A 25,614-nucleotide genomic window follows, 5' to 3' on the forward strand; every position below is an offset into this window, starting at 1 on the left:
CATGCCTTCCGGCACTGCCGCGTTCTCCCCGGCGTCGTCCGAACCGCAGCCCACGGGCCGGCCGTACGACCCGCGCTACGACCCGCTGGTCGCGTCCGATCCGGGCGCGGGCCGCGCCTATGCGCCTACCTGGTGGGTGGCAAGCGCCGGCACGCCGCCCGAGGACGACGGCCCGCTGCACAACGACATCGACGTCGACGTGGCCATCATCGGCTCGGGTGCCACGGGCATGTCGACCGCGCTCTATCTCGCGCAGGAGCACGGCATCCGGGCCACGGTGCTCGAGGCCAACCAGGCCGCCTGGGGTTGCTCGAGCCGCAGCGGCGGCCAGGGGCAAAACGCAAGCGGCCGGCTCAAGCGTTCGCAATGGATCGAGCGCTGGGGCATCGACACCGCGCGGCGGCTCGACGCCGAGATTCGCGGCGGCTTCGAGAACTTCAAGCATCTCACCACCCAGATCGATTGCGATGCCTTCGACGGTGGCCATCTCTATCTGGCGCACCGGCCCGAGAAGCTCCCGGTGCTCGAAGCCGAGGCGCGCCTGATGCGCGAACAGTTCGGCTACGGCACGCGCATGCTCACGGCCGAAGAGGTGCGAAGCGACTATTGCGACGAGCGCGAGGCCTGCGGCGCCATGTTCGAACCCGAAGGGGTGGGCATCCATCCGCTGAAGTTCACCTTCGGCCTGTTGCAGAAGGCGCGCGGCCTCGGCGTGACGGTGCACACCTCGAGCCCGGTGCAGGGCTGGCAGACGATCGACGGCGTGCACCACCTGCGCACGCCCGGCGGCGTGGTGCGCGCGCGCCGTGTGGCGGTATGCACCGGCGGCTACACCGGCCAGGCGCTGAATCCGGCGCTGAAGAACCGCATCATGCCGATCCTCTCGAACTCGGTGGTCACGCGGCCGCTGACCGAGTCGGAACTGCAGGCCACCAACTTCAAGTCGCTGACCTTCCTGACCGACACGCGCACGCTGCGCTTCTATTACCGGCTGCTCAAGGGCAACCGGCTGCAGATCGGCAGCCGCAGCGCCGTCAGCGGCGCCGACGCCGAGCATCCGATGCACCTGAAGCTGCTCACCGATGCGATCGCGCGCAAGTTCCCGCCGCTCGCGGGCATCCGCATCGACTACTCGTGGTGGGGCTGGGTCGACGTGAGCCACGACATGATGCCGCGCATCGCGCAGCCCGACAGCGACAAGTCGATCTGGTATGCCGTGGGCTACGGCGGCAACGGCGTCTCGTTCTCGACCTGGGCCGGCAAGCGCCTGGCCGAGCGCATCGCGGGCAAGGACGCGGGCCGCGAGGTCTTCGAACTGCCGATCTACCACTCGCCGCTGCCCTTTCCAAACGTGCTCGGGCTGGTCGAGTCGCCGGCCTTCGCGCCATTCCGCCGCATCGGCCAGCGCATGCTTTACAAGTGGTACTGGCTGCGCGACGAAAAGTAGTTGTTGACACTCTCGGCCGCGCGGCCGAGGTGCATTCACCGAAGTGGCGCATCGCACCGCCACACAACGGGGCAAACCCGTGCCTTCTGGCCCTTCAACTTGGCTACGGTTGGCTCTTCGGTCCCGCTCGACCTGCGCCTATCGTCGAGTGCGGCCCGCAAGGGCGTCCCAATCCACAGAAGTTCCAGGAGGTCGATCCATGTTCCATTTGCTATCCCATCGCCGCGGTGTCTTGTTGTCGGCGGCATTGCTCGGCGCCAGCGCGCTCGTGCCCCTGCCGGCCGTTGCGCAGGAACCCAAGCGCGGCGGCACGCTGGTGGTCGGCTACACCCAGGTGCCGCGTCACCTGAACGGCGCGGTCCAGTCGGGCACGGCCACGGCGATCCCGTCGGCGCAGCTGTTCGCGAGCCCGCTGCGCTATGACGACAAGTGGAATCCGCAGCCTTACCTCGCCGAGTCGTGGAAGCTCGCCGACGACGGCATGTCGCTCACGCTGAACCTGCGCAAGAACGCGGTGTTCCATGATGGCAAGCCCGTGACCTCGGCCGACGTGGCGTTCTCGATCATGGCGATCAAGGCCAACCATCCGTTCCAGACCATGCTGGCACCGGTCGAGAAGGTCGACACGCCTGATGCGCACACGGCCATCATCCGCATGAGCACGCCGCACCCGGCGATCCTGCTGGCCATGAGCCCCGCGCTCGCGCCGATCCTGCCCAAGCACATCTACGGCGATGGCACCGACCTGAAGAATCATCCGCGCAACAGCAACGACGTGGTCGGCTCGGGACCGTTCAAGCTCGTCGAGTTCCAGGCCGGCCGGCGCGTGGTGATGGAGCGCTTCGACAAGTTCTTCCTGCCCGGCAAGCCCTACCTCGACAAGGTCGTGCTGAACATCGTGCCCGATGCGTCGAGCCTCGTGCTGAGCCTGGAGCGCGGCGACATCCAGATGCTGCCCTACGTGTCGACTTCCACCGACCTCCGACGGCTCAAGGCCAGCACCGACACGGTGCTGACCAACAAGGGCTACGAGGGCATCGGTGCCCTCAACTGGCTCGCGATCAACACCACCAAGAAGCCGTTGAACGACGTGCGCGTGCGCAAGGCCATTGCCTATGCCATCGACAAGAAGTTCATCACCAAGGCGCTGATGGGCGGTTTCGCGACGCCGGCCGACGGCCCGATCGTGGCGAGCAGCCCGTTCGCCACCGACGACCTGGTGCGCTACCCGCTCGACCTGAAGAAGGCCGCCGCCCTGCTCGACGAAGCGGGCCTGAAGCCCGGCAACGGCGGCGAACGCCTCAAGCTGACCATCGACTATCTGCCGGGCAACGACGACCAGCAGAAGAACGTGGCCGAGTACGTGCGCGCGCAGCTCAAGAAGATCGGCGTCACGGTGGAGGTGCGCGCCTCGGCCGACTTCCCGGCCTGGGCCAAGCGCCTTGCCACGCACGACTTCGACCTGTCGATGGACGTGGTGTTCAACTGGGGCGATCCGGTGATCGGCGTGCACCGCACCTACCTCTCGACCAACATCAAGCCCATCATCTGGACCAACACGCAGTCGTACGCCAATCCCAAGGTCGACGAGCTGCTCAACACCGCCGGCACGCTGCTCGACCCGACCAAGCGCAAGGCCTACTACGCCACGTTCCAGAAGATCGTGACCGACGAAGTGCCGATCATCTTCATCAACGATTCGCCCTACCACACGGCCACGCGCAAGAACGTGGCCAACGTGCCGACGACCATCTGGGGCCCGGCCTCGCCGTACGACGAGGTGTTCCTGAAGTAGGCGCGGCGACCACCACCACGACGACGACAACAACGACAACGGCGCCGCCACGATGGCTTTCCTCCGCCTCCTCGCTTCCCGACTGATCCAGGGCCTGCTGCTGGTCCTGGCGGTCGTGGTCCTGAACTTCGTGCTGGTGCATTCCGCGCCGGGCGACCCGGTCGAAACCATCGCCGGCGCCTCGGGCGGCATGAGCCCCGAACTCATGGCCGACCTGCGCAAGCAGTACGGCCTCGACCGCCCGTTCCTCACGCAGTTGGGCATCTACCTCGGCAAGGTCGCCAGCGGCGACCTGGGCTACTCGTACTACTTCAACCTGCCGGTCTCGCAGATGATCCTCGAGCGCGTACCGGCCACGCTGCTGCTGGTGCTGAGTTCGGTGGTCCTGGCCTTCGTGCTCGGCACGCTGCTCGGCGTTCTGTCGTCACGCAAGCCCAACGGCCTGTTGTCGCAGGCGATCACCGTGCTGTCGCTGGTCGGTTTCGCGGCACCGGTGTTCTGGACCGGCATCATGCTGGTGCTGTTGTTCGCATCGGTGTGGCCGATCTTGCCGGTCTCGGGCATGCGCTCGCCCGATCCGGTCGACGGCTTCTGGGGCGGCATGCTCGACGTGCTGCACCACCTGGTGCTGCCGACGGTCACGTTGGCCGTGATCTACCTCGCGCAGTACAGCCGCCTCGCGCGTTCGTCGATGCTCGACGTGCTCGGCGCCGATTACATCCGCACCGCGCGTGCCAAGGGCCTGGCCGAAAGCGTGGTGCTCTACAAGCATGCGCTGCGCAATGCGCTGCTGCCGGTGGTCACGGTGCTGGGCCTGCAGTTCGGCAACGTGCTGGCCGGCGCGATCCTGGTCGAGACGGTGTTCAACTGGCCCGGACTCGGCCGGCTGGCCTTCGACTCGGTGCTGCGGCGCGACTACCCGACCATCCTCGGCGTGCTGCTGTTCTCCTCCATCGTCGTCATCGTCATGAACATGGTCACCGACCTGTGCTACCGACTGATCGACCCACGCATCAAGACCTCATGAACAAAACCATCAAGGTCGAACATCCCGGCGTCGAGGCATTGCGCATGTTCATGCGCAACCCGGCCGCCATCGTCGGCATGGCGATCCTGCTCGTCGTCGTGCTGGTGTCCATCGTCGGCCCGTGGGTGTACCCGGCCGATCCGTTCGAGATGATCACGGCGCCGATGACACCGCCCTTCACCGAAGAAGCCTGGCTCGGCAGCGACCAGCTCGGCCGCGACGTGCTCACCGGCATCATCCACGGCGGGCGCGCCACACTGGCCGTGGGCGCCATCGCCGCGCTGCTGTCGGTCACCATCGGCGTGACGCTGGGCGCCATGGCCGGCTACTACGGCGGCCGCGTCGACGCGGTGCTCATGCGCGTGACCGAGTTCTTCCAGGTGCTGCCCTCGCTGCTGTTCGCGATGGTGGTGGTCACGCTGTTCTCGCCTTCGCTGATCACGGTCACGCTGGCGATCGGCAGCGTGAGCTGGCCTTCGACGGCGCGGCTCGCGCGCGCCGAGTTCCTGAAGATCCGCGGGCTGGAGTTCGTGCGCGCCGAGCGCGCCATCGGCGCGCGCCACGCGCGCATCATCTGGAAAGTGATCATGCCCAACGCACTGCCGCCGCTGGTGGTGTCGGCCACGCTGGCGATCGGCGCGGCCATCCTGTTCGAGGCCGGCCTGTCGTTCCTCGGCCTGGGCGACCCCAACCAGATGAGCTGGGGGCTGATGATCGGCTCGTCGCGGCAGTACGTGCTGAGCGCCTGGTGGCCCGTGCTCTTCCCGGGTGCGGCGATCTTCATCACCGTGCTGGCCGTGAGCCTGATCGGCGACGGCCTCAACGACGCCCTCAACCCCAAACTGAGGGAACGCTGATGACACAAGAAGCTGCATTGCTGCAGGTGAACGACCTGCGCGTCGAATTCAGCGGCCGCCGCGGCCGCGCCATGGTGCTCAACGGCGTCGACTTCGAACTGCGCGCCGGCGAGACGCTCTGCGTGGTCGGCGAATCGGGCTGCGGCAAGAGCATGACGGCGCTGGCGCTGCTCAGGCTCATTCCGTCGCCGCCGGGCCGCATCAGCGGCGGGCGTGTGCTGTTCCAGGGCGAAGACCTGGTGGCCGCGAGCACCGATCGCATGCGCCAGGTGCGCGGCAACCGCATCTCGATGATCTTCCAGGAACCGATGACCTCGCTGAACCCGGTGTTCACCGTGGGCGAGCAGATCGCCGAATCGTTGCGGCTGCATGCCGGCCTCGACGGCAACGCGGCGCACCAGCGCGCCATCGAGATGCTGCAGCAGGTCGGCATTCCGGCGCCCGAGCGGCGCGTGCACGAATACCCGCACCAGCTCTCGGGCGGCATGCGCCAGCGCGTGATGATCGCGATGGCGCTGGCCTGCCGGCCCGACATCCTGATCGCCGACGAACCGACCACCGCCCTCGACGTGACGGTGCAGGCCCAGATCTTCGACCTGCTGCGCGACCTGCAGCGCGAGAAGGGCACGGCCATCCTGCTGATCACGCACGACATGGGCGCGGTGGCCGAAATGGCCGACCGCGTGATGGTGATGTATGCCGGCCGCGTGATCGAACAGGGCAGCTGCGAACAGGTGCTCGGCGCGCCGGGCCATCCCTACACGCGCGGGCTGATCGGCTGCCTGCCCGAGCTCGGCAGCAGCATCGGGGGGGGGCGCGACGACCTCGCCGAGATCGACGGCGTGGTGCCCTCGATCTGGGAGCTGGGCCACGGCTGCGCGTTCCGCGAGCGCTGCCCGCATGCGATGCCACGCTGCGCGAGCGAGGTGCCGCCCATGTTCGAACTCGGCGCTGACGAGGCCATGCCGCACGGCGCGGCCTGTTGGCTGCATGCAGAAGAGGTGGTGGCATGAACGCGATGACCCCAGACATGTTGCTACAGGTCGACGACCTGCAGGTGCATTTTCCGCGCGCCCGGTCCGGCTGGTTCAAGCCGCCCGAGGTGGTCAAGGCCGTGGACGGCGTCTCGTTCACGGTGCGCCGCGGCAGCACGCTCGCCGTGGTCGGCGAATCGGGCTCGGGCAAGACCACCACCGCGCTCGCCGTGATGCGGCTGTCGCCGGTCACGGCCGGGCATATCCGCCTCGGCGACACCGACCTCGGCAAGCTCGAGGGCGAGGCGCTGCGGCAGGCGCGCCGGCGGCTGCAGATCATCTTCCAGGACCCGTACTCATCGCTCAATCCGCGCGAGCGTGCCGGCGCAGCGGTGCGCGCGCCGCTCGACCTGATGGGCATCGGCACGCCGGCCGAGCGCGATGCACGCGTGGCCGAGCTGTTCATGCAGGTGGGCCTCCGGCCCGAGCAGCAGCACCTGTTTCCGCACCAGTTCTCGGGCGGCCAGCGCCAGCGCATCAACATCGCGCGCGCACTCGCCACGCAGCCCGAACTCGTGGTCTGCGACGAGCCGGTGTCGGCGCTCGACATCGCGATCCGCGCGCAGATCCTGAACCTGCTCGCACGGCTGCAGCGTGAACTCGGCCTGACCTACCTGTTCATCTCGCACGACATGGCCGTGGTCGAGCACATCTGCGACGACATCGCGGTGATGTACCTGGGCCAGATCGTCGAGCGCGCACCGCGCCAGGCGTTCTTCGCGCGGCCGCTGCATCCCTACAGCGTGGCGCTGATGTCGGCGGTGCCGACGGTGCACGGCGGACGCCAGCGCGCCGCGCAGCGCATCAAGCTCACGGGCGATCCGCCGAGCCCGATCAACCCGCCGGCCGGCTGCCGCTTTGCCGGCCGCTGCCCGGTGGCCGAGCCTGCGTGCGCGGCCGAGCTGCCGCCGCTGCGCGAAGTGGCGCCGGACCACTGGGTGCGATGCCGGCGTGTGGACAGCATCGCGGGCCAGCCCGTGGCGCCGCTGCAACTGCCGGCCTGAATGTCGATCACGCCCCGGCAATACCACACGCCCAGCGGCTGGAATGCCATTGCGCGCCACCGCGCCGCACCGCGCGGGCCGCTGCAGGCCGACCTGCAAGCGCGCTTCGCCGTGGTCGGTGCCGGCTACGCCGGACTCGCCGCGGCTCGCGCGCTGGCGCTGCGCTACCCCGACGAACGCATCGTGCTGCTCGACGCCGGCCAGCCGGCCGAAAGCAGCTCGGGCCGCAACTCGGGCTTCATGCTCGACCTGCCCTACGCCAAGATCGCGAGCGGCAGCGACCCTGCCATGCGCGATTGGCAGGCGCGGCTGCTCGCGCACGGCATGCAGCACCTGCGCACCCTCGTCGAGGGCGGCAGTATCGATTGCGGCTGGCAGGCCATCGGCCACTACAAGGCCGCCACGACCGCGCTCGGCGCGCGCAATCTGGAAGCCTTGACGCGCACGCTCGACGCGCACGGCGTGCACTACCGCCGCCTCGCGCCCGGCGAGATCAAGGACGAACTCGGCACCGCGCGCTACACCGCGGCGCTCTGGCTGCGCAACTGCACGCTGGTGCAGCCGGCCGAGCTGGTGCACGGCCTCGTCGACACGCTGCCGCCGAACGTGGCCCTGTACACCGACAGCCCCGTGAGCGGCCTGCAGCGGCGCCAGGGCTACGAACTACGGGTCGGCCCGCATTGCGTGCGCGCGCGCCAGGTCTTGCTGTGCGTCGGCACCGATTTGCCCGGCTTCGGCCATGCCGCCTCGCGCCAACTTGCCGTCTTCACCTATGCCGGGCTCACGCGCGCCCTCAGCGACAGCGAGGCCGCGGCACTGGGCGGCGCGGCCGAATGGGGCGTGACGCCGGTCGAGCGCCTGGAGGCCACCAGTCGCAAGGTGGGGGGCCGGCGCTACATGCTGCGCCTGGGCTTTTCGTACAAGCACGAGCTCGCGCCCGAACAGGTGCGCACGATGCTGCAGGCCGGCCTGCGCGAACGCTACCCGGGCCTGCCCGCCGATGTCTTCGAGCATGCCTGGGGCGGCGCGGTCGGCATGACGCGCAACGATGCGCCGATCGTGCGCCAGCTCGCCGAGGGCCTGCATGCGGTGGCCGGCTGCAACGCCTCGGGCATCCTGAAGATGACGGCGCTCGGCAGCCTGCTGGCGGACCATGCAGCGGGCGTTCGCTCGCCGTTGCTCGACGAGACGCTGCAGCGCAGCCGGCCGGGCTTCATTCCGCCCGAACCGATCCGCCGCCTGGCTTTCGAATGGTCGCTGCGCCGCATGCGGCGCGAGCTGGCCGAACATACAACCTAGCAACCATCCCCACTCCTTCACTGCCATGACCCAGACCACCGTCTACGCCGCCCGCAGCATCCTCACCATGAACCCCATGCAGCCGCGCGCCACGCACGTGGCGGTGCGCGAAGGCCGCATCCTTGCCGTCGGCGACCTGGCGCGCTGCGCCGAATGGGGCGACTACACGCTCGACGAGCGCTTCGCCGACAAGGTGCTGATGCCGGGCCTGGTCGAGGGCCACTGCCACCTCAAGGAAGGCAGCATGTGGGAGTGGACGTACACCGGCTGGTTCGACCGGCGCGATCCCGACGGAAAGATCTGGGCCGGCCTGCGCTCGATGGACGAAGTGGTCGCGCGGCTGGCCGAGGTCGCCGCGCGCCTGGCGGCCGAGGGCGTGCCCGAGACCGAGCCGCTGATCGCCTGGGGGTTCGATCCGATCTATTTCGGCGGCGAGCGCATGACGGTCGAGCACCTCGACCGCGCGAGCGCCACGCGGCCGATCGTGATCTCGCATGCCAACGGCCACCTGATGAACGCCAACAGCGCGATGCTGAAGGTGGCCGGGATCACGCGCCTGACCGGTGAAGGTGGCGATGTCGAGGGCGTCGTCAAGTTCGCAGCCGGCCACGCCAAGGCCGGCGAGCCCACGGGCGAGCTGCAGGAACCCGCCGCCATGTTCCTGGTGCTGCGCAAGATCAACAACGCCGGCCTGCTCGCACCCATGACCGAAGCCGGCGTGCGCTCGTTCGCACGGCTGGCCTGCCGTCAGGGCGTGACCACGGCGACCGACCTCGTCAACAAGCTCAGCGAGAACGACGTGCAGGTGCTCGAACGCGCGCTCGCGGACGACAGCGTGTCGATCCGCCTGCTGCCCGCGTTTCAGGCCTTCCACGGCACGCATGCGGCGCCGGCCGGCGCCGAGCACGTCAAGACGCTGATGGAGCGCAACACCGACCGCCTGCGCTACGGCCTCGTGAAGATGATGCTCGACGGCTCGATCCAGGGTTTCTCGGCGCGGCTGCGCTGGCCCGGGCACTTCAACGGCGCGCCCAACGGCATCTGGGTCACGGCGCCCGCGCAGTACGAGACCGACTTCGAGACCTACCACCGCGCCGGCCTCACCATCCACACCCACACCAACGGCGACGAGGCCAGCGAAGCCGCCATCGACGCCATCGAGCGCGTGCTCGCGCGCGCGCCGCGGCGCGACCACCGCCACACGCTGCAGCACGGCCAGATGATCGATGCGCCGCTGTTCCGCCGCATGGCCGTGCTCGGCCTCAGCGCGAACCTGTTCGCGAACCACCTCTGGTACTGGGGCGACCAACACTACGAGATGACCATGGGCCCCGACCGCGCGCACCGGCTCGATGCGTGCGGCAGCGCGCTCGCGGCCGGCGTGCCGCTCGCCATCCATTCCGACGCGCCGGTCACGCCGCTCGGGCCGCTGTTCACGGCCTGGTGCGCGGTGAACCGCATCACGCCCAAGGGCCGGGTGCTCGGCGAGAGCGAGAAGCTCACTGTGATGCAGGCGCTGCACGCGATCACGCTCGGCCCGGCCTGGACCCTGAAGCTCGACGGCGAGATCGGCAGCATCGAGTGCGGCAAGCGCGCCGACTTCTGCGTGCTCGAGGACGATCCGCTCGAGGTCGACCCGTCGGCGCTGAAAGACGTGCGCGTCTGGGGCACCGTGCTGTCGGGCCGCGTGTTCGAGGCATGACGGCGGTACGCCGCATTCCGCTCACCGTCGTCGGGGGCTTCCTCGGCGCGGGCAAGACCACGCTGCTCAACCGCTGGCTGCGCGAAGCCCAGGGCCTGCGCATGGCGGTGCTGGTCAACGACTTCGGTGCACTCAACATCGATGCCGACCTGATCGCCGCCACACACGGCGACACGGTCGCGCTGACCAATGGCTGCGTCTGTTGCCAGATCGGCGACGACCTGGGCCGCGCACTGGTGCAGGTGATCGAGTCGGTCACGCCCTTCGATGCGGTGGTGATCGAGGCGAGCGGCGTGTCCGACCCCTGGCGCATCGCGCAGATCGGCATGGCCGCGCCCGAACTGAGCCTCGAAGCCGTGGTGGTGCTGGTCGATGCGAGCGCGGTGGCGCAGCAGTCGCGCGACCCGCTGCTCGCCGACACGCTGGCGCGCCAGCTCACCTCGGCCGATCTCGTCGTCGTCAACAAGGCCGACCTCGCAGACGCCGCCGCGCTCGCGGCCGCGCACGCCTGGGCCGAAGCCACCGCGCCGGGCACGCCGCGCATCGAGGCCGTGCAGTCGGCGGTTCCATTGGCGTTGCTGTCCGGATTGCCGGCGCCGGCCACCGCGGCATGCGCCGCCTGTGGCGACGACCATGCGCATGGCCCTGCACACGGCCATGACCATGACCACGCGCCCGACCACGGCGCCATGTTCCAGACCTGGAGTGCGCAGCCCACCGGGGCGATTTCCGCCGACACGCTGCGCGCATGGCTGCGCGACATGCCGCCCGGCGTGCTGCGGCTCAAGGGGTGGCTGCGCACCGGCCTCAGCAGCGCCGAAGGCGACGAATGGTCCGAAGTGCAATTCGCCGGCCGCCACGGCAGCGTGCGCCGTGCGCCCGCGCCACGCGATGCGCAGGCCGCCGTGGTCGCCATCGGTTTGCGCGGGCAACTGCCCGAAGCGGCGCTCGCCGGCTTCTTCCACACCCACTGAGCGCCGGCCGTGGTGCAATCGCGCGTTGACATCATTCAACGTGCGACCACCATGACCACGCCTTCATCTTCGCTCCTGATCCGCCCGCCCGTGCCCGAGGACTTCGCGGCCTGGAAGCCGCTCTGGGACGGCTACAACGCGTTCTACGGACGCGAGGGCCCGACCGCGCTGCCCGACGAGATCACGCGCGTCACCTGGCAGCGCTTCTTCGATGCCTACGAGCCGGTGCATGCGCTCGTGGCCGAGCGCGATGGCGAGCTCGTGGGACTGGTCCACTACCTGTTCCACCGCAGCACCACGCGCATCGAACCCAACTGCTACCTGCAGGACCTGTTCACGCGCGCGTCGGAGCGCGGGCGCGGCGTGGGCCGGCAACTGATCGAAGGCGTGTACGCGCAGGTGCAGCACGCGGGCGCGCACCGCGTCTATTGGCAGACCCACACCACCAACAGCGCCGGCCGCGCGCTCTACGACAAGGTGGCCGCGCACGAGGGCTTCATCGTCTACGCCACGATGGTCTGACCCGCGGGGTCAGTACTTGATGGTGACGCCGGCCTTGACGCCGTTGTTGCTCTTGCCATCCGAAGACACGCCACCCGAGAGCGACAGGTCGCCGCCCGTGCTCGCGCCGAGCGAGTAGACCGGCTTGGGCATCGAAGTGTCGGTGCCGATGTAGGTGCCGCTGCCGTCAGGCCGCTGTACGCCCACGGTGGCGCCATGGGTGACGGCCGACGTCTCGGTCGGCTTGATGTTGGGCGCGATGTAGACCGTGCCCTTCTCGTCGCTGTCCACAGGCAGCTTCAGAGGTTCGGCCACCGCGGCGGTGGTGACGGCCCAGCACGCGGCCGCGCCCAGGCACACAAATATCGATCTGCTCATGCACCGAATCCTCGGGGCAGCGCCGCGCCGCGCCTGTAGGACGAGGCAGCGAGCAAACCGTCCGGCAGGCGCTTTGTCATGGGCCCCGGGCCCGGCGGGCGTGACGCTTGTCTCCCTGCGCAAGGGGCGCACGGCTCATGACCGCGCACGGGGCAATTCCTACAGTGGGTTCACGGTGGCAGACCCTGCCCGGCCCGGTTGCGAACCGGGCCATGCAGGGCCCCTGCACGACGGAAACAACACGCGACAAAGGTAACGCCATGAACAAGATCTTCAGGAGTCTCTGGAACCCCACACTCGGCACCTACGTGGCCGCTCCCGAGAGCGCGCACGGGCACGCCCGTTCGGCTGGTGCGCGCGCCGTCGCCATCTCGGTGCTGCTGCTCGGCAGCGGCGCGGGCATCGCGGCCGGCGGTGCGGGCGGCGAACCGCAGGGCGACCCCAGGCTGCACGCCGGCGCGGGTGGCAGCGACGGCAGCGGCGGCGCAGGCGGGTTCAACGATAGCAACCTGGGCGCACAGGGCGGCGACGGCGGCGCATCGACCGAAGCCGGCGGCATGGCCGGTTCGAGCGCCAACGTGGGCAGCTTCGCCGGCGCCACTGCGGGCGCGGGCGGCGCCGCGGGGGCCGGTGCCACTCTCGTGATGCCGGGCGCGCTGCAGGGCGACGACGGCGCAGCAGGCGAATCGCACACCGGCGGCTTCGGCCACGGAAACGGCTATGGCGGCGGCGGCGGTGGCGGGGCCATCGGCCTGGCCATGGGTGCGGCCAGCCCGGCCTCGATCGGCAGCCACACGGGCGGCGCGGGCGGTACCGGCGGCAACGGGTACTGGGCCGCGGGCGGCGGCGGTGCCGGCGGCCATGGCGCGACGCTGCTCGATCCGCTGGCGGCGCACGTTGCCGCGGGCACTTCGACCGGCGGTGCGGGCGACGACGGCGGCAACGCCTTTTCGCAAGCGGGCGGCGGCGGCAGTGGCGGCAGCGGGTTCCTCCTGCGCACCGCGACCGCGGGCACCGCATTCACCCACAGCGGCAGCATGCTCGGAGGCGCCGGCGGCGCGGGCGGCGCCGAGCTGCTGCCGGCGCGCAGCAATGCCTCGGGCGGCGGCGGGGGCGCGGGCGGCCACGGGCTCATGCTCGACGGCAGCGCGGCCGCCAGCGTCCACAACACGGGCCAGATCACGGGCGGCGTCGGTGGCGCGGGTGGTGCCGGCGGCGGAGGCGCGGGTGGCTCCGGCGCACCGGGCAGCGGCGGCGACGGCGGCGCCGGGCTTCGGTCCGTCGGCGCCGGCGCGGCGATCGACAACAGCGGCACCATCGCCGGCGGTGCGGGCGGCCTCGGCGGCGCCAGCAGCAACGGCGGCGCGGCAGGTGCCCCCGGTGCCGGTGGCGCGGGCGTGACGGGTGCGAACCTGGCCATCGCGAACAGCGGCACCATTGCCGGCGGCCTGGGCGGCGACGGCCTGACGCGTGCGCCGGCAGTGCAGTTCACGGGCGGCAACAGCAACAGCCTGACGGTGAATGCGGGTTCATCGCTGCAGGGCGCGATCGCGATCGAGGTCGGTTCGAGCGCCCGCATCGCCGCGGGCGCCGACGGCATCGACATGCCCAACGCGCTGCGATTGGGCGGCACGGGCACCATCGACACCCAGGGCCGCGAAATGGGCTGGTCGGGCACGATCGTGGGCACGGGCAACCTCGTGAAGGACGGCGCGGGCACCTTGACGCTCTCGGCGGCCAACAACAGCCACAGCGGCAGCACCCGTGTCGCGGCGGGCACGCTGCGCGCGGGCGCAGCCGGCGCGCTGAGCCCGGCGAGCGCGGTCGTGGTCGACGCCGGCGCCACGCTCGACCTCGCGGACCACAGCCAGACCGTCGCCGCCATGACCAACAGTGGCGTCGTCTCGCTCCTGAGCGGCACGCCGGGCGCCACGCTCACCGTGCAGGGCCCCTGGGTCGGCAACGGCGGCACGCTGCGCCTGGGCACCGCGCTCGGCGCGAGCAACAGCCTGAGCGACCGGCTGATCCTGAGCGGCTGCACCGCGATCGCGAGCGGCACCACCGCCATTCAGATCACCAACCGCGCGGGCCTCGGCGCGCTGACCACCGGCAACGGCATCGAGGTGGTGACCGCGATGAACGGCGCCACCACCACCGCCCAGACCACGCGCGACGCCTTCGTGCTGGCGGGCGGCCATGTCGATGCAGGCGCCTACGAATACCGGCTGCATGCGGCCGATGCGGCCGGCGCAGGCGAGAACTGGTACTTGCGCTCGGGCGTCACCGTGCCGCCGCCACCACCGCCCCCACCGCCGCCCCCCGGACCGCCGGGACCGCCAGCCCCTCCCGCACCGCCGCCGAGCGAAGAACCGAGCCCGCCGCGCACCAGCCCCGGCGGCACCACGCCCGGCGCCATCGGTGGCGTGACCATTCCCACCTACCGCGTCGAGGTGCCGTTGCTCGCGGCACTGCCCGAGCAGTTCCGCCAGGGCAACCTCGCGATGGTGGGCAACCTGCACCAGCGCGTGGGCGACGACGGCGTGATGGGCGTAAGCAGCAGCAGCGCGGGTGCGCCCGGGCAGCCAAGCCACCGCCAGGCCTGGGCCCGGCTTATCCGCACCGACCGCACCATCGGCCAGGCCGGCACCGTGAGCCCCACGAGCGAAGGGCACCTCACGGGCATCCAGACCGGCACCGATCTGTGGGCCGATCCGAACTGGCGCGTCGGTGTCTATGTCGGCCAGCTCGAAGGCACCCAGCGCGTGAACGGTTTTGCACGCGGCCTGCACGGCTTTGCCGTCGGCAGCAACGATCTGCGCAGCCAGTACCTGGGCGCCTACGCAACCTGGAAGAACGACGGCGGCCTCTACGTCGACGGCGTGCTGCAGGGCGGGCGCCACCGCTACACCGCGAGCACCACGCTCGGCTCGGCGAGTTCGGGCAAGGGCCACAGCCTGCTGGCTTCGATCGAGGCCGGCCAGGCGTTCCGACTCTCGCCCCAATGGACCATCGAGCCCCAGCTTCAACTGGTGCACCAGCGCGTCAGCCTCGACGACACCGGCATCGTCGGCGCGCTCGTGCAGCAGGACAGCCACAGCGGCTGGCTGGTGCGCGCGGGCGTGCGGGTCAAGGGCGAACTCACCACCGCCGCCGGCCCACTGCAGCCCTATGCGCGGCTCAACCTCTACCGCAGCAGCAACGGCACCGACGTGACGCGCTTCGTCGGGCCGTCGGGCACCACCGACATCGCCACGCGCACCGGCGGCACCAGCACCGAGCTGGCCGCGGGCGCCACGCTGCAGCTCACGCCGGCCATGAGCGTGTACGGGGAGGTCGGCAAGCTTTGGGCGTCGGGCGGCGATGCGCGCATCAAGAGCGGCATCAACGCGAGCGTGGGGGTGAAGTTCAGCTGGTGAGGGGTGATGCGCACGCGGGGCTGAAATGAATTCAGAATGGGGGCCATGCCCTCTTCGTCCACCACCCCCGACATCGTCCAGGCCCTCGCGCCCAACGGCGTACTGCGTGCCTCCATCAACCTCGGCAACCCGATCCTCGCCGGACGCGACAGCGCCAGCGGCGAGCCGGCCGGCGTGTCGATCGACCTCGCGCGCGCGTTCGGCGCGCAGCTCGGCGTGCCGGTCGAGCTGGTGGTGTTCGACACCGCCGGCAAGTCGGTCGAGGCCGTGGCCGCCGATCGCGCCGACATCGGCTTCTTCGCGATCGACCCGGTGCGCGGCGCCGAGATCGCGTTCACCGCCGCCTATGTGCTGATCGAGGGCGCCTACCTCGTGCGCGATGGCGCGGCGCTCACGCGCAACGAAGAGGTCGATCGCGAGGGCATGCGCGTGGCCGTCGGCAAGGGCAGCGCCTACGACCTCTACCTCACGCGAGAACTGAAGCAGGCGCAGATCGTGCGCGCGCCTTCGTCGCCCGCCGTGGTGCAGACCTTCCTCGACCAGGACCTCGAGGTCGCGGCCGGCGTGAAGCAGCAGCTCGAGGCCGACCAGGCCCGCCACCCCGGCCTGCGCCTGCTGCCAGGGCGCTTCATGGTGATCCAGCAGGCCATGGGCGTGCCCAAGCGCCGCGGCGAGCCGGCGGCCGGCGCGCTCGCCGCGTTCGTCGAAGAAATGAAGGCCAGCGGCTTCGTGGCCGAGGCGCTGCACAGGCACGGCATCCAGGGCGCGTCGGTCGCGCCCGCGGCCTGATGGCGATGACGACTGGCCAGCGGACCGTCGCGGCCTTCGTCCTTGGCGGTGCCCTTGCGGCCGCGGTGATCGGCGGCTGGCTGCGGCTGTCGTCGACGCTCGGCGGCACGACCGGGCAGCATGTGCATCTGCTCGACCCGGCCAAGATCGAACTGATCCGCACGCCGGGCGGCCACCTGCAGGTCAGCGAGATGGCCAAGGCCGAGGAGTTCGGCTGGCAGACCTCGTGGGAATGCCCGCTCCTCGACTGCAGCCGGCTGCCGCGCACCGTTTCGCGCGTGCGCGTGCAGGCCCGCTACGTCTACCGCATTCCGCTCGCGGCCGAATGGCGCCTCGAGCCCCGCGGCGACCACTACCGGCTCATGGTGCCGCCGCTGGAGTTGCAGGCGCCCGTGGGCTTCGACACATCGACGATGGAGATCGTCACGACCGAACGCAGCCTGCTCTCGCCCGCGGCGCCCGCCAACCGCGAGAAGGCGCTGCGCCACCTCGGCCCCGAACTCGCGCGGCGCGGCGCGAGCCCCGCGTACCTCGCGGCGCAGCAGAAGAACGCCGAGCAGACAGTGCGCGAGTTCGCGCAGAAGTGGATGCGCGAGCAAGGCGGCGGGCCGCTGGCGCGGCCGATCCGGGTGGAGTGGGACGGGCCGGATCCGATGTGATGCGGCCGCCGCCCCGCCCTGCCCGCCTCAGTGCGCTGCGGCGGCCAATGCCAGCGGATTGAGCCCCGGCCCCGCCACCCGCGTCAGCGTGTTGCGGTCGGTGTGATGGAACGGCTCCGCCTGCCCCGCGATCTGCATGATCGTGGCCTGGTCGTACGACCAGGTGCCGTCGGGGTTGATCGTCACGCTGATGTTCCAGGCCGTGGTGGTGAAGGCGCGCTCGATGAACGGGTTCGAGACGATGCCGTTCACCAGGCTGCCGCGCTCGGCGCTGAGCGTGAAGCGCGTGTCGTCGGCCTTGGCCTGGCCCACCGCCATCGCGACCTGGCCGCGCGGAATGGCCAGCGTGTGCATCAGCATGCCGGTGGCCGGCTCCCAGAGCCAGTAGCCCACCTGGTCGTGGTACATCTTGGTGAGCCCGGGCTTGTGGATGTAGGTGTGGTAGCGCAGCCCGTAGAGCAGCTGCGGGCCGTTGGTCTGCGCGTCGATCGGCTGCAGTTCGATGCGCTCGACATACGCCTGCGTCTTCGGACCTTCGCGCTTGGGCTTCACATCCACGCCGCGCGTGCCCTCCCAGACGCCGGCCAGCGCGCGCAGCGGGCCGAGGTTGGCCAGCGTGTCGGGGTCGGCGGGGGGCTCGGTGTAGATGTCTTCGGTCGGATTCATGGTTTTTCTAGGAGGCCTTCTCGGGCATGGCCAGCACCCGGTCGATGCGGCGGCCCTCGAGGGCGGTGATCTCGAACTGCCAGCCTGCGCAGTCGATGACCTCGCCGGCTTCGGGCAGGTGGCCCGACACCGACATCAGCAAGCCCGCCACGGTGTTGTAGCGCCCGCGCTCCTCGTCCGGCAGTTCGCGGATGCCGAGGCGCGCGCGCAGCTCCGACACCGGCATGAGGCCGTCGAGCTCCCAGACGCCGTCGGGCCGCTGATGCGCCCAGGCGTCGGTCAGGACGCCGGGCTGCAGTTCGCCGGTGATCGCCTCGAGCATGTCGCGCGGCGTCATGAGGCCTTGCACCACGCCGTATTCGTCGACCACGAACACCAGGCGGCCGCCGCGTTCGCGGAACTGCTCGAGCAGTTCCATGCCGGTGAGCGTCTCGGGCACGAACACGGCCGGCGCAGCCTCTTCGCCGAGCCGGCCCGCATGGTCGATGCCGAGCCGCAGCAGGTGCGCCACGCTGATCACGCCGACCACGTCGTCGAGCGAGTTGCGGCACACCGGGTACCACGAATGCACGAGGTTGAGCGCGCCCGCGTCGGCCACCTTCTGCAGTGCCTCGGCCACCGTGTCGGCGGCATCGAGCCATTCGATGTCGGCGCGCGGGATCATCAGCGACGAGAGCCGGCGGTCGTCGAGGTGGAACACGTTGCGCACCATCTGGTGCTCGTGGTGCTCGATCACGCCGGCGTCCACGCCCTCCTCGAGGCTGGCGGAGATTTCTTCCTCGGTCATCGAGCGCGCGGCATTGGCGTCGATGCGCAGCAGCTTCAGCACCGTGGCCGTGGCGCCCGCGAGCAACCACACGAAGGGCTTCGCGCCCTTGGCGAGCCCGCGCATCGGCCGCGACACCCAGCGTGCCACCGGCTCGGGGTAGAGCTGGCCGATGCGCTTGGGCACCAGCTCGCCGAAGATGATGGTGAAGAAGGTGATGCCGGTCACCACCAGCGCGGTCGACACCACGCTGGCCGTGCCTTCGCCCATGCCGAGTTCTGCGAGCCACACAGCGAGCGGCGCCGCGAACGCGGCCTCGCCCACGATGCCGCTGAGCATGCCTATCGACGTGATGCCGATCTGCACCGTCGAGAGAAAGTGGGTCGGTTCCTCCATCAGCCGAAGCGCTGCCTCGGCGCCGGCATCTCCCGTTTCGGCCAGGGCCGCAAGGCGCGCGCGCCGGCTGGTGGAAAGGGCCATTTCGGACATCGCGAACAACGCATTCAGCGTCGTCAGCATGGCCAGGAGCAAGACATCCATGTACAGGGGGTGAAAATGAGGAAATGGCACTTTACTTGATCGGCGATATACAGGGCTGCGACGACGCCCTCCAGCGGCTGCTCGACAAGATCGGCTTTTCCCCGAGCCGCGACACCCTCGTGCTGCTGGGCGACCTGGTCAACCGCGGCCCCGACTCGGCCGCCGTGCTGCGGCGGGTGCAGGGCTACGGCGCCTCCGCGCTGAGCCTGCTCGGCAACCACGACCTGCACCTGCTCGGCGTGGCGCACGGCGCGCGCAAGCCCGGCCGCAAGGACACGCTGGCCGGCCTGCTCGCTTCGCCCGACAGCGAGGCGATGCTCGACTGGCTGCGCCGCCAGCACATGGCGCTGCACATGCAGATCGGCGGCGGCGAGCTGCTCATGGTGCATGCGGGCGTGCTGCCGCAGTGGACCGTCGGCGACACGCGGGCGCTCGCGGCCGAACTCGAATCGGTGCTGCGGGGGCCCGCGCTCGGCGAGTTCCTGCTCGACATGTACGGCAACGCGCCCGACCATTGGCGCGATGCGCTCACGGGCAACGCCCGGCTGCGCGTGGTGGTGAATGCGCTCACGCGGCTGCGTTTCTGCTCGGCCGACGGCGTGATGGATTTCGAGAGCGCCGACAACGCGGCCGCCGCGCCCGAGGGCCTCATGCCGTGGTTCGACGTGCCGGGGCGCAAGACCGCCGATGTGACGATCGCATTCGGCCATTGGTCGACGCTGGGCTGGCTGTCGCGACCCGACCTGCTTTCCACCGACACCGGCTGCGTCTGGGGCGGCTGCCTCAGCGCGGTGCGGATCGGTGCCACGCTGGACGAGCGCGAGCTGATCCAGGTGAAGTGCGAACAGGCGCAGAAGCCCGGTTGAGCCGGCAGCGGGGCCGGCTGCTCTCGCTCAGCTCGGCTCGGCGCTCTTGAACAGCGCCGGCACCTTGCGCTTGGACTTGATGTTGCTCGAGATGCCGCGCGACGGTGCGGCCTTGGCGGCCGCTTCCCAGGCGGGTGCGGCCTCGCGCTCGCCCGGTTCGTAGGGCTTGTCGAAGAACGGATCGCGCGGTGCAGACGCGCGGTGCGGACGGCCAGCGCCGCCGCGGCGTGCATCGCCTCCGAGGGTGCTGCTGCGTTGTTCGCGCGGCTGGTCGAGCACGTCGCGTGCATCGCCGGCCTCGCCCTCTTCGCGCCAGTGGCGGCGGCCGTCGTTGATGCGGCCGCGTGGATGGTCTTCCTCGAACTCCATCGCCTCGAGCTCGATCTTCTTCTTGATCAGCTTCTCGATGTCGGCCACCAGGCGCGCATCGTTGCCGCCGCTTGCAAAGCTGACTGCCAGGCCCGACGCGCCGGCACGGCCGGTGCGGCCGATGCGGTGCACGTAGTCTTCGGCGTTGAACGGGATGTCGAAGTTGAACACCGCCGGCACGTCCTTGATGTCGAGGCCGCGCGCCGCGACGTCGGTGCACACCAGCAGGTCGACCTCGCCGGCCTTGAACGAAGCCAGCGCCTTCAGGCGCTCGTCCTGGCTCTTGTCGCCGTGCAGCGCGGTGGTGCGAAGGCCATCGCGTTCGAGCGAACGGGCCAGGCGCGCACAGCCGAGCTTGCTGTTGACGAACACGAAGGCCTGCGTGATGCCGCGCTGCTTCACGATCTGCTTGAGCGCGCGGCGCTTGTCGTCGTCGGTCACGCTGAAGAAGCGCTGCTCGACGGTCGACGCTGTTTCGTTCGGCCGCGCCACCTCGATGGTGACGGGGTTCTGCAGGTAGCTGCCGGCGAGCCGCTTGATCTCGGGCGAGAAGGTGGCCGAGAACAGCAGCGTGGTGCGCTGCTTGGGCAGGTAGCTCAGGATGCGCTGCAGGTCGGGCAGAAAGCCGATGTCGAGCATGCGGTCGGCCTCGTCGAGCACCACGTACTCGACCTGGTTGAGCACCGTGTTCTTGGCCTCGATGTGGTCGAGCAACCGGCCCGGCGTGGCCACCAGCACCTCGACGCCCTTCTTGAGCTCGAGCGTCTGCGGCTTCATGTCGATGCCGCCGAACACCACCGTGCTGCGCAGGTTGGTGTACTTGGCGTACAGCTTGACCTGCTGGGCCACCTGGTCGGCGAGTTCGCGCGTGGGCAGCAGCACCAGCGCACGCACCGGATGCCGTGCGGGCGAGGTGGACGCGTTCTCGTGCTTGAGCATGCGCTGCAGCAAGGGCAGCGTGAACGCAGCGGTCTTGCCGGTGCCGGTTTGCGCGGCACCCATCACGTCCTGGCCTGAAAGCACGACCGGAATGGCCTGTTCCTGGATCGGGGTCATGGTCTCGTAGCCCATTTCGGCTACGGCGCGCGCCAGCGAATCCGCCAGCATGAGGTTGGAGAAGGAGCTTGTCATTAAGCCCGCTATTGTCGCATTGCCGCAAAAAATGGCAGTGAAGACTCGGTGACAACGCCCGCAAAGCGCGCGTTGCTATTTATTTCATAGCGCTGCAGCCAGTGTCAGTGCGCCATCGCGCCGCTTCGATCAAAGCGTCCGGGCATTGAAGGTGTCGCACGACTTCACATCGCCGGTCTGGAAACCGGTGCCGAACCACTTCTGGCGCTGCGCGCTGGAGCCGTGCGTGAAGCTGTCGGGCACCACCGCGCGGCCCGCCGAGCGCTGCAGCGCGTCGTCGCCGATCTTCTGCGCAGCGTTCATCGCGGCCTCGATGTCGCCGGGATCGAGCCACTTCTTCGACTCTTGCGAATGGTGGGCCCAGATGCCCGCGAAGCAGTCGGCCTGCAGCTCGACGCGCACGCTCAGGGCGTTGTTCTGCGACTGGCTCATTCGCCGCCGCATGCCGTCGACCTTGGCGGTGATGCCGAGCTCGTCCTGCACGTGGTGGCCGACCTCATGCGCGATCACGTAGGCCTGCGCAAATTCGCCCGGCGCGCCGAGCTGATTCTTGAGCGTGTCGTAGAAAGACAGGTCGATGTAGACCTTCTTGTCGCCGGGGCAGTAGAACGGGCCCATGGCCGACTCGCCAGTGCCGCAGGCGGTGGGCGTGGCGCCGCGGAACAGCACCAGCCGCGGCGCCTGGTAGGTGCCGCCGTTCTGGCGGAAGATGTCGCTCCACACCACCTCGGTGTTGCGCAGCACGGTCGAGACGAAGGCCGCCTCGCGGTCGGCGGCCGGCGGCTTCGGCGCGGGGCCTTGTTGCTGTTGCTGCACCTGCGCCTGTTCCGGGCCGCCCCCGCTCAAGAGGCTCAGCACCGTGAGCGGGTTGATGCCGAAGATCCAGCCCGCGATCAGCGCGACCGCGATGGTGCCGATGCCGATGCTCCGCCCACCGATGAAGCCGCCGCCACCGCCCCCGCCGCTGCGGCGGTCTTCGACGTTGTCGGATTGTTCGTTGCCTTCCCATCTCATCGCGCGCTCCTTGCCGGCTGTCGAAGTGGGCCGGATCGTGAGCGGATGGTAATGGGCCCGGCCGCTGGCTGCGTAACCGGGGGTCAGCGCGCCGAAGGCCTCAGGTCTTGGGCAGTGTGACGCCGCGCTGGCCTTGGTACTTGCCGCCGCGGTCCTTGTAGCTGGTCTCGCAGACCTCGTCGCTCTCGAAGAACAGCACCTGGGCACAGCCCTCGCCCGCATAGATCTTGGCGGGCAGCGGCGTGGTGTTGCTGAACTCGAGCGTCACGTAGCCTTCCCATTCGGGCTCGAAGGGCGTCACGTTCACGATGATCCCGCAGCGCGCGTAGGTGCTCTTGCCGAGGCAGATGGTGAGCACGTTGCGCGGGATGCGGAAGTACTCGACCGTGCGCGCCAGCGCGAAGCTGTTGGGCGGGATGATGCAGTAGTCGCCGTGCATGTCGACGAAGCTCTTCTCGTCGAAGTTCTTCGGGTCGACCACGGTGCTGTGGATGTTGGTGAAAACCTTGAATTCAGGCGCGCAGCGGATGTCGTAGCCGTAGCTCGAGGTGCCGTAGCTGATGATCCTGTGGCCCGCGGCCTCGCGCACCTGCCCGGGCTCGAAGGGCTCGATCATGCCGTGCTGCTCGGCCATGCGCCGAATCCATTTGTCGCTCTTGATAGACATAAAACACCCCCAGTCTTCGCGCACTTCGTGTCGCTTCGCCAACCCCCCTCAAGGGGGCAACACCAGCGGCCCGGCAAAGCCGGTTCCGCGGCGTTTCCCGAAGGTACCCGCTGCGCCGCTAGGTCGGCGATTGTGGCATGGGCGAACTGCGCGTCCGCTCACCCCGCCTGCGAAATCACCGTGCGCTCGATCAGCCGGTCGTCGCCAAGCACGATCATCGCGAACAGCAGTTCCTCGAGGTTCTCGGCACGCGCAGCCTTGCGCGCGAGCAGCGGCGTGGCTTCGCGCGGGTTGAGCACCAGGAAGTCGGCCTCGCAGCCGGGCTGCAGGTTGCCGATCACGCCGTCGAGCCCCAGGGCGCGCGCCGCGCCGCCGGTGTGGCGCCACCAGAGCTCGGACGGCGCAATGCTCAGGCCGGGCTTGGTCTGGCCCTCGCGGCCGACGTAGTAGGCCGCCATCATCGTGTGGAAGGGGCTGAAGCTGGTGCCGCCGCCCACGTCGCTCGCGAGGCCGTACGGAAACCCGGTGCGGTCGGCCGCCCCGAAGTCGAAGAAGCCGCTGCCGAGGAACAGGTTGCTGGTCGGGCTCACGGCGGCCGCGGTCTTCGTGTCGCGCATCAGCGCGCGGTCGGTGTCGTCGAGGTAGATGCAGTGCGCGTACACGGCCCGCTCGCGCATCAGGCCGAAACCCGCGTACACGTCGAGGTAGGAACGCGATTGCGGATAGAGCTCGCGCACCCAGGCCACCTCGTCGCGGTTCTCGGCCACGTGCGACTGGATCCAGGTGTCGGGGTACTTCGCGGCCAGCTCGCCGGCGCCGCGCATCTGGGCGTCGGTGCTCGCGGGCGCGAAGCGCGGCGTGATCGCGTAGCCCAGGCGATCGGTGCCGTGCCACTTGCGGATCAGGGCCTCGGAATCGACCAGGCTCTGCGCGGTCTCATCGCGCACGCCGTCGGGCGAATGGCGGTCCTGCAGCACCTTGCCCGAGATCATGCGCAGGCCCCGTTGCTGCGCGGCCTCGAAGAAAGCATCGACCGAGGCCACGTGCGAGGTCGCGAAGGTCAGCGCCGTCGTCACGCCGTTGCGCAGCAGCTCGTCGAAGAACACCTCGGCGACTTCGTTCGAATGCGCGGGGTCGGCGAACTTCGCTTCCGCGGGGAAGGTGTAGTTCTCGAGCCAGGGCAAGAGGCCCGGCGACGGCGAGCCGATGATGTCGGTTTGCGGAAAGTGGATGTGCATGTCCACGAAGCCCGGCGCGAGGATGCGGCCCGGCAGCGTGGTGAGTTCGGCGTCGGGATGGCGCGGCGACACGGCCGCATGGCTGCCCGCGTCGAGCACGCGCTGTCGGCCGGCCCCATCGGGCGCGACGACCAGCAGGCCGTCCTCGTCGAAAACGGGCTGGCCGGCAGCGTCGAAACGCAGGAGGGAGGCGCGGTAGGCTTTTTTCATCGTGGCTGCGGAGGGTAAACCAGCCCTGCGCCGGCGCAATTTCCCTGCGTGTATGAGTGCTATATGCCCAGGCCACTCGCGCGCCCGCGCGTCGGCGCTCCCACGGCCCAGTGCCTCAGCGCCCCACCCGCCCCTGCACGCCCTCGGCGAGCCAGTTCATCTTGAGGATCTGCTCGTCGCTCAGCTGCGCACCTTTGGCAATGACGGTGCGCCCTTCGTTGTCGCGCACGTCGGCGGCCACCGCGCGAAACGGCTGCAGCTTGCCCGCAGCGATGTCCTTCTGCCGCGCCAGCACTTCGTCCTGCACCGCCTTGGGCACTTTCGCGCCGAAGTCGCCGACGCGGATCAGGCCTTCCTTCACACCGCCCCAGAGATTGCCGCTCTTCCAGGTGCCGTCGAGCACGGCCTTGGCCCGGGCGGTGTAATAGCCGCCCCACTGGTGCGTGACGGCGACGATCTGCGCGTCGGGGGCCGTCTTGCGCATGTCGGAGTGGTAGGCCACGGCCATCTTGCCGCGCTCCTGCGCCGCGGCCATCACTGCGGTCGAGCCGGTGTGGAAGGCCAGCACGTCGGCGTTCTGGTTGAAGAGCGCCATCGCAGCGTCGCGCTCCTTCGGCGGATCGAACCATTCGTTGAGCCACACCACCACCACTTTTGCCTGCGGGTTCACCGAGCGCATGCCGAGCGTGAAGGCATTGATGCCCTGCAGCACCTCCGGGATCGGAAAGCCCGCCACGTAGCCGGCGATGTTCGTCTTCGTCATGCGGCCTGCGGCAATGCCCGCAAGGTAGCGCCCTTCGTAGTAGCGCGCGTTCGATGTCGCGACATTGGGCGCGGTCTTGTAGCCCGTGACCGACTCGAACTTCACGTCCGGAAAGTCGCGCGCCACCTTGAGCGTGGGCTCCATGTAGCCGAAGCTCGGCGTGAAGATCAGCCCATGGCCCTGCTGCGCCAGGTCCCGGATCACGCGCTCGGCGTCGGCGCCTTCGGGCACGTTCTCGACGAAGCTGGTCTTGACCCTGTCGCCCAGCGCCGCTTCGACGGCCTTGCGGCCCTCTTCGTGCTGGCGCACCCAGCCGGCGTCGGTGATGGGCGTGACGTAGACGAAGCCGATCTTCAACGGCGGCCCTTTCGGCGCCTGCGGCTGTTGCGAGAAGGCGGGAGATAAAAAGCAAGCGGCTGCCCACGCCAGAACGGCGCGGCCCGCGAGGTTTTTGTACATGGTGTTCCTCTACATGGCCCCGGAAAAACAAAAGCCCCGCAGC

22 protein-coding genes are annotated in these 25,614 nt (G+C 69.6%); 14 read left to right on the forward strand and 8 right to left on the reverse strand.

What is annotated here, in order from left to right; genetic code table 11:
- The first annotated feature begins 1 nt into the window (after position 1).
- From AC3A6R_RS07005 to AC3A6R_RS07050, 10 genes are all read left to right on the forward strand, one after another.
- Positions 2 to 1,447, forward strand: coding sequence for an NAD(P)/FAD-dependent oxidoreductase (locus tag AC3A6R_RS07005; protein WP_487864144.1), 1,446 nt, complete (start codon positions 2 to 4; stop codon positions 1,445 to 1,447).
- Between the two features lie 199 nt (positions 1,448 to 1,646).
- Complete coding sequence (locus AC3A6R_RS07010) at positions 1,647 to 3,242, forward strand: ABC transporter substrate-binding protein (protein WP_487858319.1); 1,596 nt, start codon at positions 1,647 to 1,649, stop codon at positions 3,240 to 3,242.
- A 52-nt stretch (positions 3,243 to 3,294) separates the two neighbouring features.
- Entirely contained in the window at positions 3,295 to 4,269 is a 975-nt protein-coding gene (locus tag AC3A6R_RS07015) for an ABC transporter permease (protein ID WP_487858320.1), read from the forward strand.
- Positions 4,266 to 5,126, forward strand: coding sequence for an ABC transporter permease (locus AC3A6R_RS07020; RefSeq protein ID WP_487858321.1), 861 nt, complete (start codon positions 4,266 to 4,268; stop codon positions 5,124 to 5,126). Before AC3A6R_RS07015 ends, AC3A6R_RS07020 begins: the two co-directional genes overlap by 4 nt.
- Positions 5,126 to 6,139 (forward strand): ABC transporter ATP-binding protein, encoded by a 1,014-nt coding sequence (locus tag AC3A6R_RS07025; protein WP_487864097.1) that lies wholly within the window; start codon positions 5,126 to 5,128, stop codon positions 6,137 to 6,139. The genes AC3A6R_RS07020 and AC3A6R_RS07025 overlap by 1 nt, the downstream gene beginning before the upstream one ends.
- Complete coding sequence (locus tag AC3A6R_RS07030; RefSeq protein ID WP_487864098.1) at positions 6,136 to 7,164, forward strand: ABC transporter ATP-binding protein; 1,029 nt, start codon at positions 6,136 to 6,138, stop codon at positions 7,162 to 7,164. Before AC3A6R_RS07025 ends, AC3A6R_RS07030 begins: the two co-directional genes overlap by 4 nt.
- Positions 7,165 to 8,463 carry an NAD(P)/FAD-dependent oxidoreductase gene (locus AC3A6R_RS07035; RefSeq protein WP_487864099.1) on the forward strand — a complete coding sequence of 433 codons (1,299 nt, stop codon included), beginning with the start codon at positions 7,165 to 7,167 and terminating at the stop codon, positions 8,461 to 8,463.
- Between the two features lie 25 nt (positions 8,464 to 8,488).
- The gene (locus AC3A6R_RS07040; protein WP_487858325.1) at positions 8,489 to 10,165 is read left to right on the forward strand and encodes an amidohydrolase; all 1,677 of its coding nucleotides are present in this window, start codon (positions 8,489 to 8,491) and stop codon (positions 10,163 to 10,165) included.
- Entirely contained in the window at positions 10,162 to 11,139 is a 978-nt protein-coding gene (locus AC3A6R_RS07045) for a CobW family GTP-binding protein (protein ID WP_487864100.1), read from the forward strand. Before AC3A6R_RS07040 ends, AC3A6R_RS07045 begins: the two co-directional genes overlap by 4 nt.
- A 51-nt stretch (positions 11,140 to 11,190) precedes the next feature.
- Positions 11,191 to 11,661, forward strand: a complete 471-nt coding sequence (locus tag AC3A6R_RS07050) for an N-acetyltransferase family protein (protein ID WP_487858327.1) — start codon at positions 11,191 to 11,193, stop codon at positions 11,659 to 11,661.
- A gap of 9 nt (positions 11,662 to 11,670) precedes the next feature.
- On the opposite strand, the gene AC3A6R_RS07055 is transcribed toward AC3A6R_RS07050, so the two are convergent.
- The gene (locus AC3A6R_RS07055) at positions 11,671 to 12,018 is read right to left on the reverse strand and encodes a hypothetical protein (protein WP_487864101.1); all 348 of its coding nucleotides are present in this window, start codon (positions 12,016 to 12,018) and stop codon (positions 11,671 to 11,673) included.
- Positions 12,019 to 12,278: 260 nt separating this feature from the next.
- Between AC3A6R_RS07055 and AC3A6R_RS07060 the strand changes: the two genes are divergently transcribed.
- The 3 genes from AC3A6R_RS07060 to AC3A6R_RS07070 are packed head-to-tail and all read left to right on the forward strand — an operon-like array spanning position 12,279 to position 16,882.
- A complete protein-coding gene (locus AC3A6R_RS07060) occupies positions 12,279 to 15,434 on the forward strand; it encodes an autotransporter outer membrane beta-barrel domain-containing protein (protein WP_487864102.1) in 3,156 nt (1,051 codons plus the stop codon).
- A 45-nt stretch (positions 15,435 to 15,479) separates the two neighbouring features.
- A complete protein-coding gene (locus AC3A6R_RS07065; RefSeq protein ID WP_487864103.1) occupies positions 15,480 to 16,223 on the forward strand; it encodes an ABC transporter substrate-binding protein in 744 nt (247 codons plus the stop codon).
- Positions 16,223 to 16,882: a hypothetical protein gene (locus tag AC3A6R_RS07070; RefSeq protein ID WP_487864104.1), complete on the forward strand. Its 660-nt coding sequence runs from the start codon at positions 16,223 to 16,225 to the stop codon at positions 16,880 to 16,882. The genes AC3A6R_RS07065 and AC3A6R_RS07070 overlap by 1 nt, the downstream gene beginning before the upstream one ends.
- 27 nt (positions 16,883 to 16,909) lie before the next feature.
- Here the strand turns inward: AC3A6R_RS07070 and AC3A6R_RS07075 are convergent, their stop codons facing one another.
- Both AC3A6R_RS07075 and AC3A6R_RS07080 read right to left on the reverse strand, forming a co-directional pair.
- Positions 16,910 to 17,548, reverse strand: coding sequence for an FABP family protein (locus AC3A6R_RS07075; RefSeq protein WP_487864105.1), 639 nt, complete (start codon positions 17,546 to 17,548; stop codon positions 16,910 to 16,912).
- Positions 17,549 to 17,555: 7 nt separating this feature from the next.
- On the reverse strand, positions 17,556 to 18,854 hold the full coding sequence (locus AC3A6R_RS07080) for a hemolysin family protein (RefSeq protein WP_487858333.1): 1,299 nt from the start codon (positions 18,852 to 18,854) through the stop codon (positions 17,556 to 17,558).
- Positions 18,855 to 18,877: 23 nt separating this feature from the next.
- Between AC3A6R_RS07080 and AC3A6R_RS07085 the strand changes: the two genes are divergently transcribed.
- Positions 18,878 to 19,720 carry a symmetrical bis(5'-nucleosyl)-tetraphosphatase gene (locus AC3A6R_RS07085; protein WP_487864106.1) on the forward strand — a complete coding sequence of 281 codons (843 nt, stop codon included), beginning with the start codon at positions 18,878 to 18,880 and terminating at the stop codon, positions 19,718 to 19,720.
- A 27-nt stretch (positions 19,721 to 19,747) separates the two neighbouring features.
- Here AC3A6R_RS07085 and AC3A6R_RS07090 read toward each other — a convergent pair whose 3' ends face one another.
- The 5 genes from AC3A6R_RS07090 to AC3A6R_RS07110 all read right to left on the reverse strand — a co-directional run bounded on the left by AC3A6R_RS07090 (position 19,748) and on the right by AC3A6R_RS07110 (position 25,571).
- The gene (locus tag AC3A6R_RS07090) at positions 19,748 to 21,220 is read right to left on the reverse strand and encodes a DEAD/DEAH box helicase (RefSeq protein ID WP_487864107.1); all 1,473 of its coding nucleotides are present in this window, start codon (positions 21,218 to 21,220) and stop codon (positions 19,748 to 19,750) included.
- A gap of 129 nt (positions 21,221 to 21,349) precedes the next feature.
- Positions 21,350 to 22,234 carry a KPN_02809 family neutral zinc metallopeptidase gene (ypfJ, locus tag AC3A6R_RS07095; protein ID WP_487864108.1) on the reverse strand — a complete coding sequence of 295 codons (885 nt, stop codon included), beginning with the start codon at positions 22,232 to 22,234 and terminating at the stop codon, positions 21,350 to 21,352.
- A gap of 100 nt (positions 22,235 to 22,334) precedes the next feature.
- Positions 22,335 to 22,901 carry a dCTP deaminase gene (gene dcd, locus AC3A6R_RS07100; protein WP_487858337.1) on the reverse strand — a complete coding sequence of 189 codons (567 nt, stop codon included), beginning with the start codon at positions 22,899 to 22,901 and terminating at the stop codon, positions 22,335 to 22,337.
- 158 nt (positions 22,902 to 23,059) lie between these two features.
- Positions 23,060 to 24,349, reverse strand: a complete 1,290-nt coding sequence (gene guaD, locus AC3A6R_RS07105) for a guanine deaminase (RefSeq protein WP_487864109.1) — start codon at positions 24,347 to 24,349, stop codon at positions 23,060 to 23,062.
- Between the two features lie 115 nt (positions 24,350 to 24,464).
- Positions 24,465 to 25,571 carry a BMP family ABC transporter substrate-binding protein gene (locus tag AC3A6R_RS07110; protein ID WP_487864110.1) on the reverse strand — a complete coding sequence of 369 codons (1,107 nt, stop codon included), beginning with the start codon at positions 25,569 to 25,571 and terminating at the stop codon, positions 24,465 to 24,467.
- Between the last annotated feature and the right edge of the window lie 43 nt (positions 25,572 to 25,614).

It is taken from the genome of Variovorax sp. Soil_C_19 (assembly GCF_057657255.1).

Excerpts from the sequence above, each read along its gene's own strand:
- AC3A6R_RS07005 (WP_487864144.1), top strand. The coding sequence starts at position 2 with ATGCCTTCCGGCACTGCCGCGTTCTCCCCGGCGTCGTCCGAACCGCAG.
- AC3A6R_RS07010 (WP_487858319.1), top strand. The coding sequence starts at position 1,647 with ATGTTCCATTTGCTATCCCATCGCCGCGGTGTCTTGTTGTCGGCGGCA.
- AC3A6R_RS07015 (WP_487858320.1), top strand. The coding sequence starts at position 3,295 with ATGGCTTTCCTCCGCCTCCTCGCTTCCCGACTGATCCAGGGCCTGCTG.
- AC3A6R_RS07020 (WP_487858321.1), top strand. The coding sequence starts at position 4,266 with ATGAACAAAACCATCAAGGTCGAACATCCCGGCGTCGAGGCATTGCGC.
- AC3A6R_RS07025 (WP_487864097.1), top strand. The coding sequence starts at position 5,126 with ATGACACAAGAAGCTGCATTGCTGCAGGTGAACGACCTGCGCGTCGAA.
- AC3A6R_RS07030 (WP_487864098.1), top strand. The coding sequence starts at position 6,136 with ATGAACGCGATGACCCCAGACATGTTGCTACAGGTCGACGACCTGCAG.
- AC3A6R_RS07035 (WP_487864099.1), top strand. The coding sequence starts at position 7,165 with ATGTCGATCACGCCCCGGCAATACCACACGCCCAGCGGCTGGAATGCC.
- AC3A6R_RS07040 (WP_487858325.1), top strand. The coding sequence starts at position 8,489 with ATGACCCAGACCACCGTCTACGCCGCCCGCAGCATCCTCACCATGAAC.
- AC3A6R_RS07045 (WP_487864100.1), top strand. The coding sequence starts at position 10,162 with ATGACGGCGGTACGCCGCATTCCGCTCACCGTCGTCGGGGGCTTCCTC.
- AC3A6R_RS07050 (WP_487858327.1), top strand. The coding sequence starts at position 11,191 with ATGACCACGCCTTCATCTTCGCTCCTGATCCGCCCGCCCGTGCCCGAG.
- AC3A6R_RS07055 (WP_487864101.1), bottom strand. The coding sequence starts at position 12,018 with ATGAGCAGATCGATATTTGTGTGCCTGGGCGCGGCCGCGTGCTGGGCC.
- AC3A6R_RS07060 (WP_487864102.1), top strand. The coding sequence starts at position 12,279 with ATGAACAAGATCTTCAGGAGTCTCTGGAACCCCACACTCGGCACCTAC.
- AC3A6R_RS07065 (WP_487864103.1), top strand. The coding sequence starts at position 15,480 with ATGCCCTCTTCGTCCACCACCCCCGACATCGTCCAGGCCCTCGCGCCC.
- AC3A6R_RS07070 (WP_487864104.1), top strand. The coding sequence starts at position 16,223 with ATGGCGATGACGACTGGCCAGCGGACCGTCGCGGCCTTCGTCCTTGGC.
- AC3A6R_RS07075 (WP_487864105.1), bottom strand. The coding sequence starts at position 17,548 with ATGAATCCGACCGAAGACATCTACACCGAGCCCCCCGCCGACCCCGAC.
- AC3A6R_RS07080 (WP_487858333.1), bottom strand. The coding sequence starts at position 18,854 with ATGGATGTCTTGCTCCTGGCCATGCTGACGACGCTGAATGCGTTGTTC.
- AC3A6R_RS07085 (WP_487864106.1), top strand. The coding sequence starts at position 18,878 with ATGGCACTTTACTTGATCGGCGATATACAGGGCTGCGACGACGCCCTC.
- AC3A6R_RS07090 (WP_487864107.1), bottom strand. The coding sequence starts at position 21,220 with ATGACAAGCTCCTTCTCCAACCTCATGCTGGCGGATTCGCTGGCGCGC.
- ypfJ (WP_487864108.1), bottom strand. The coding sequence starts at position 22,234 with ATGAGATGGGAAGGCAACGAACAATCCGACAACGTCGAAGACCGCCGC.
- dcd (WP_487858337.1), bottom strand. The coding sequence starts at position 22,901 with ATGTCTATCAAGAGCGACAAATGGATTCGGCGCATGGCCGAGCAGCAC.
- guaD (WP_487864109.1), bottom strand. The coding sequence starts at position 24,349 with ATGAAAAAAGCCTACCGCGCCTCCCTCCTGCGTTTCGACGCTGCCGGC.
- AC3A6R_RS07110 (WP_487864110.1), bottom strand. The coding sequence starts at position 25,571 with ATGTACAAAAACCTCGCGGGCCGCGCCGTTCTGGCGTGGGCAGCCGCT.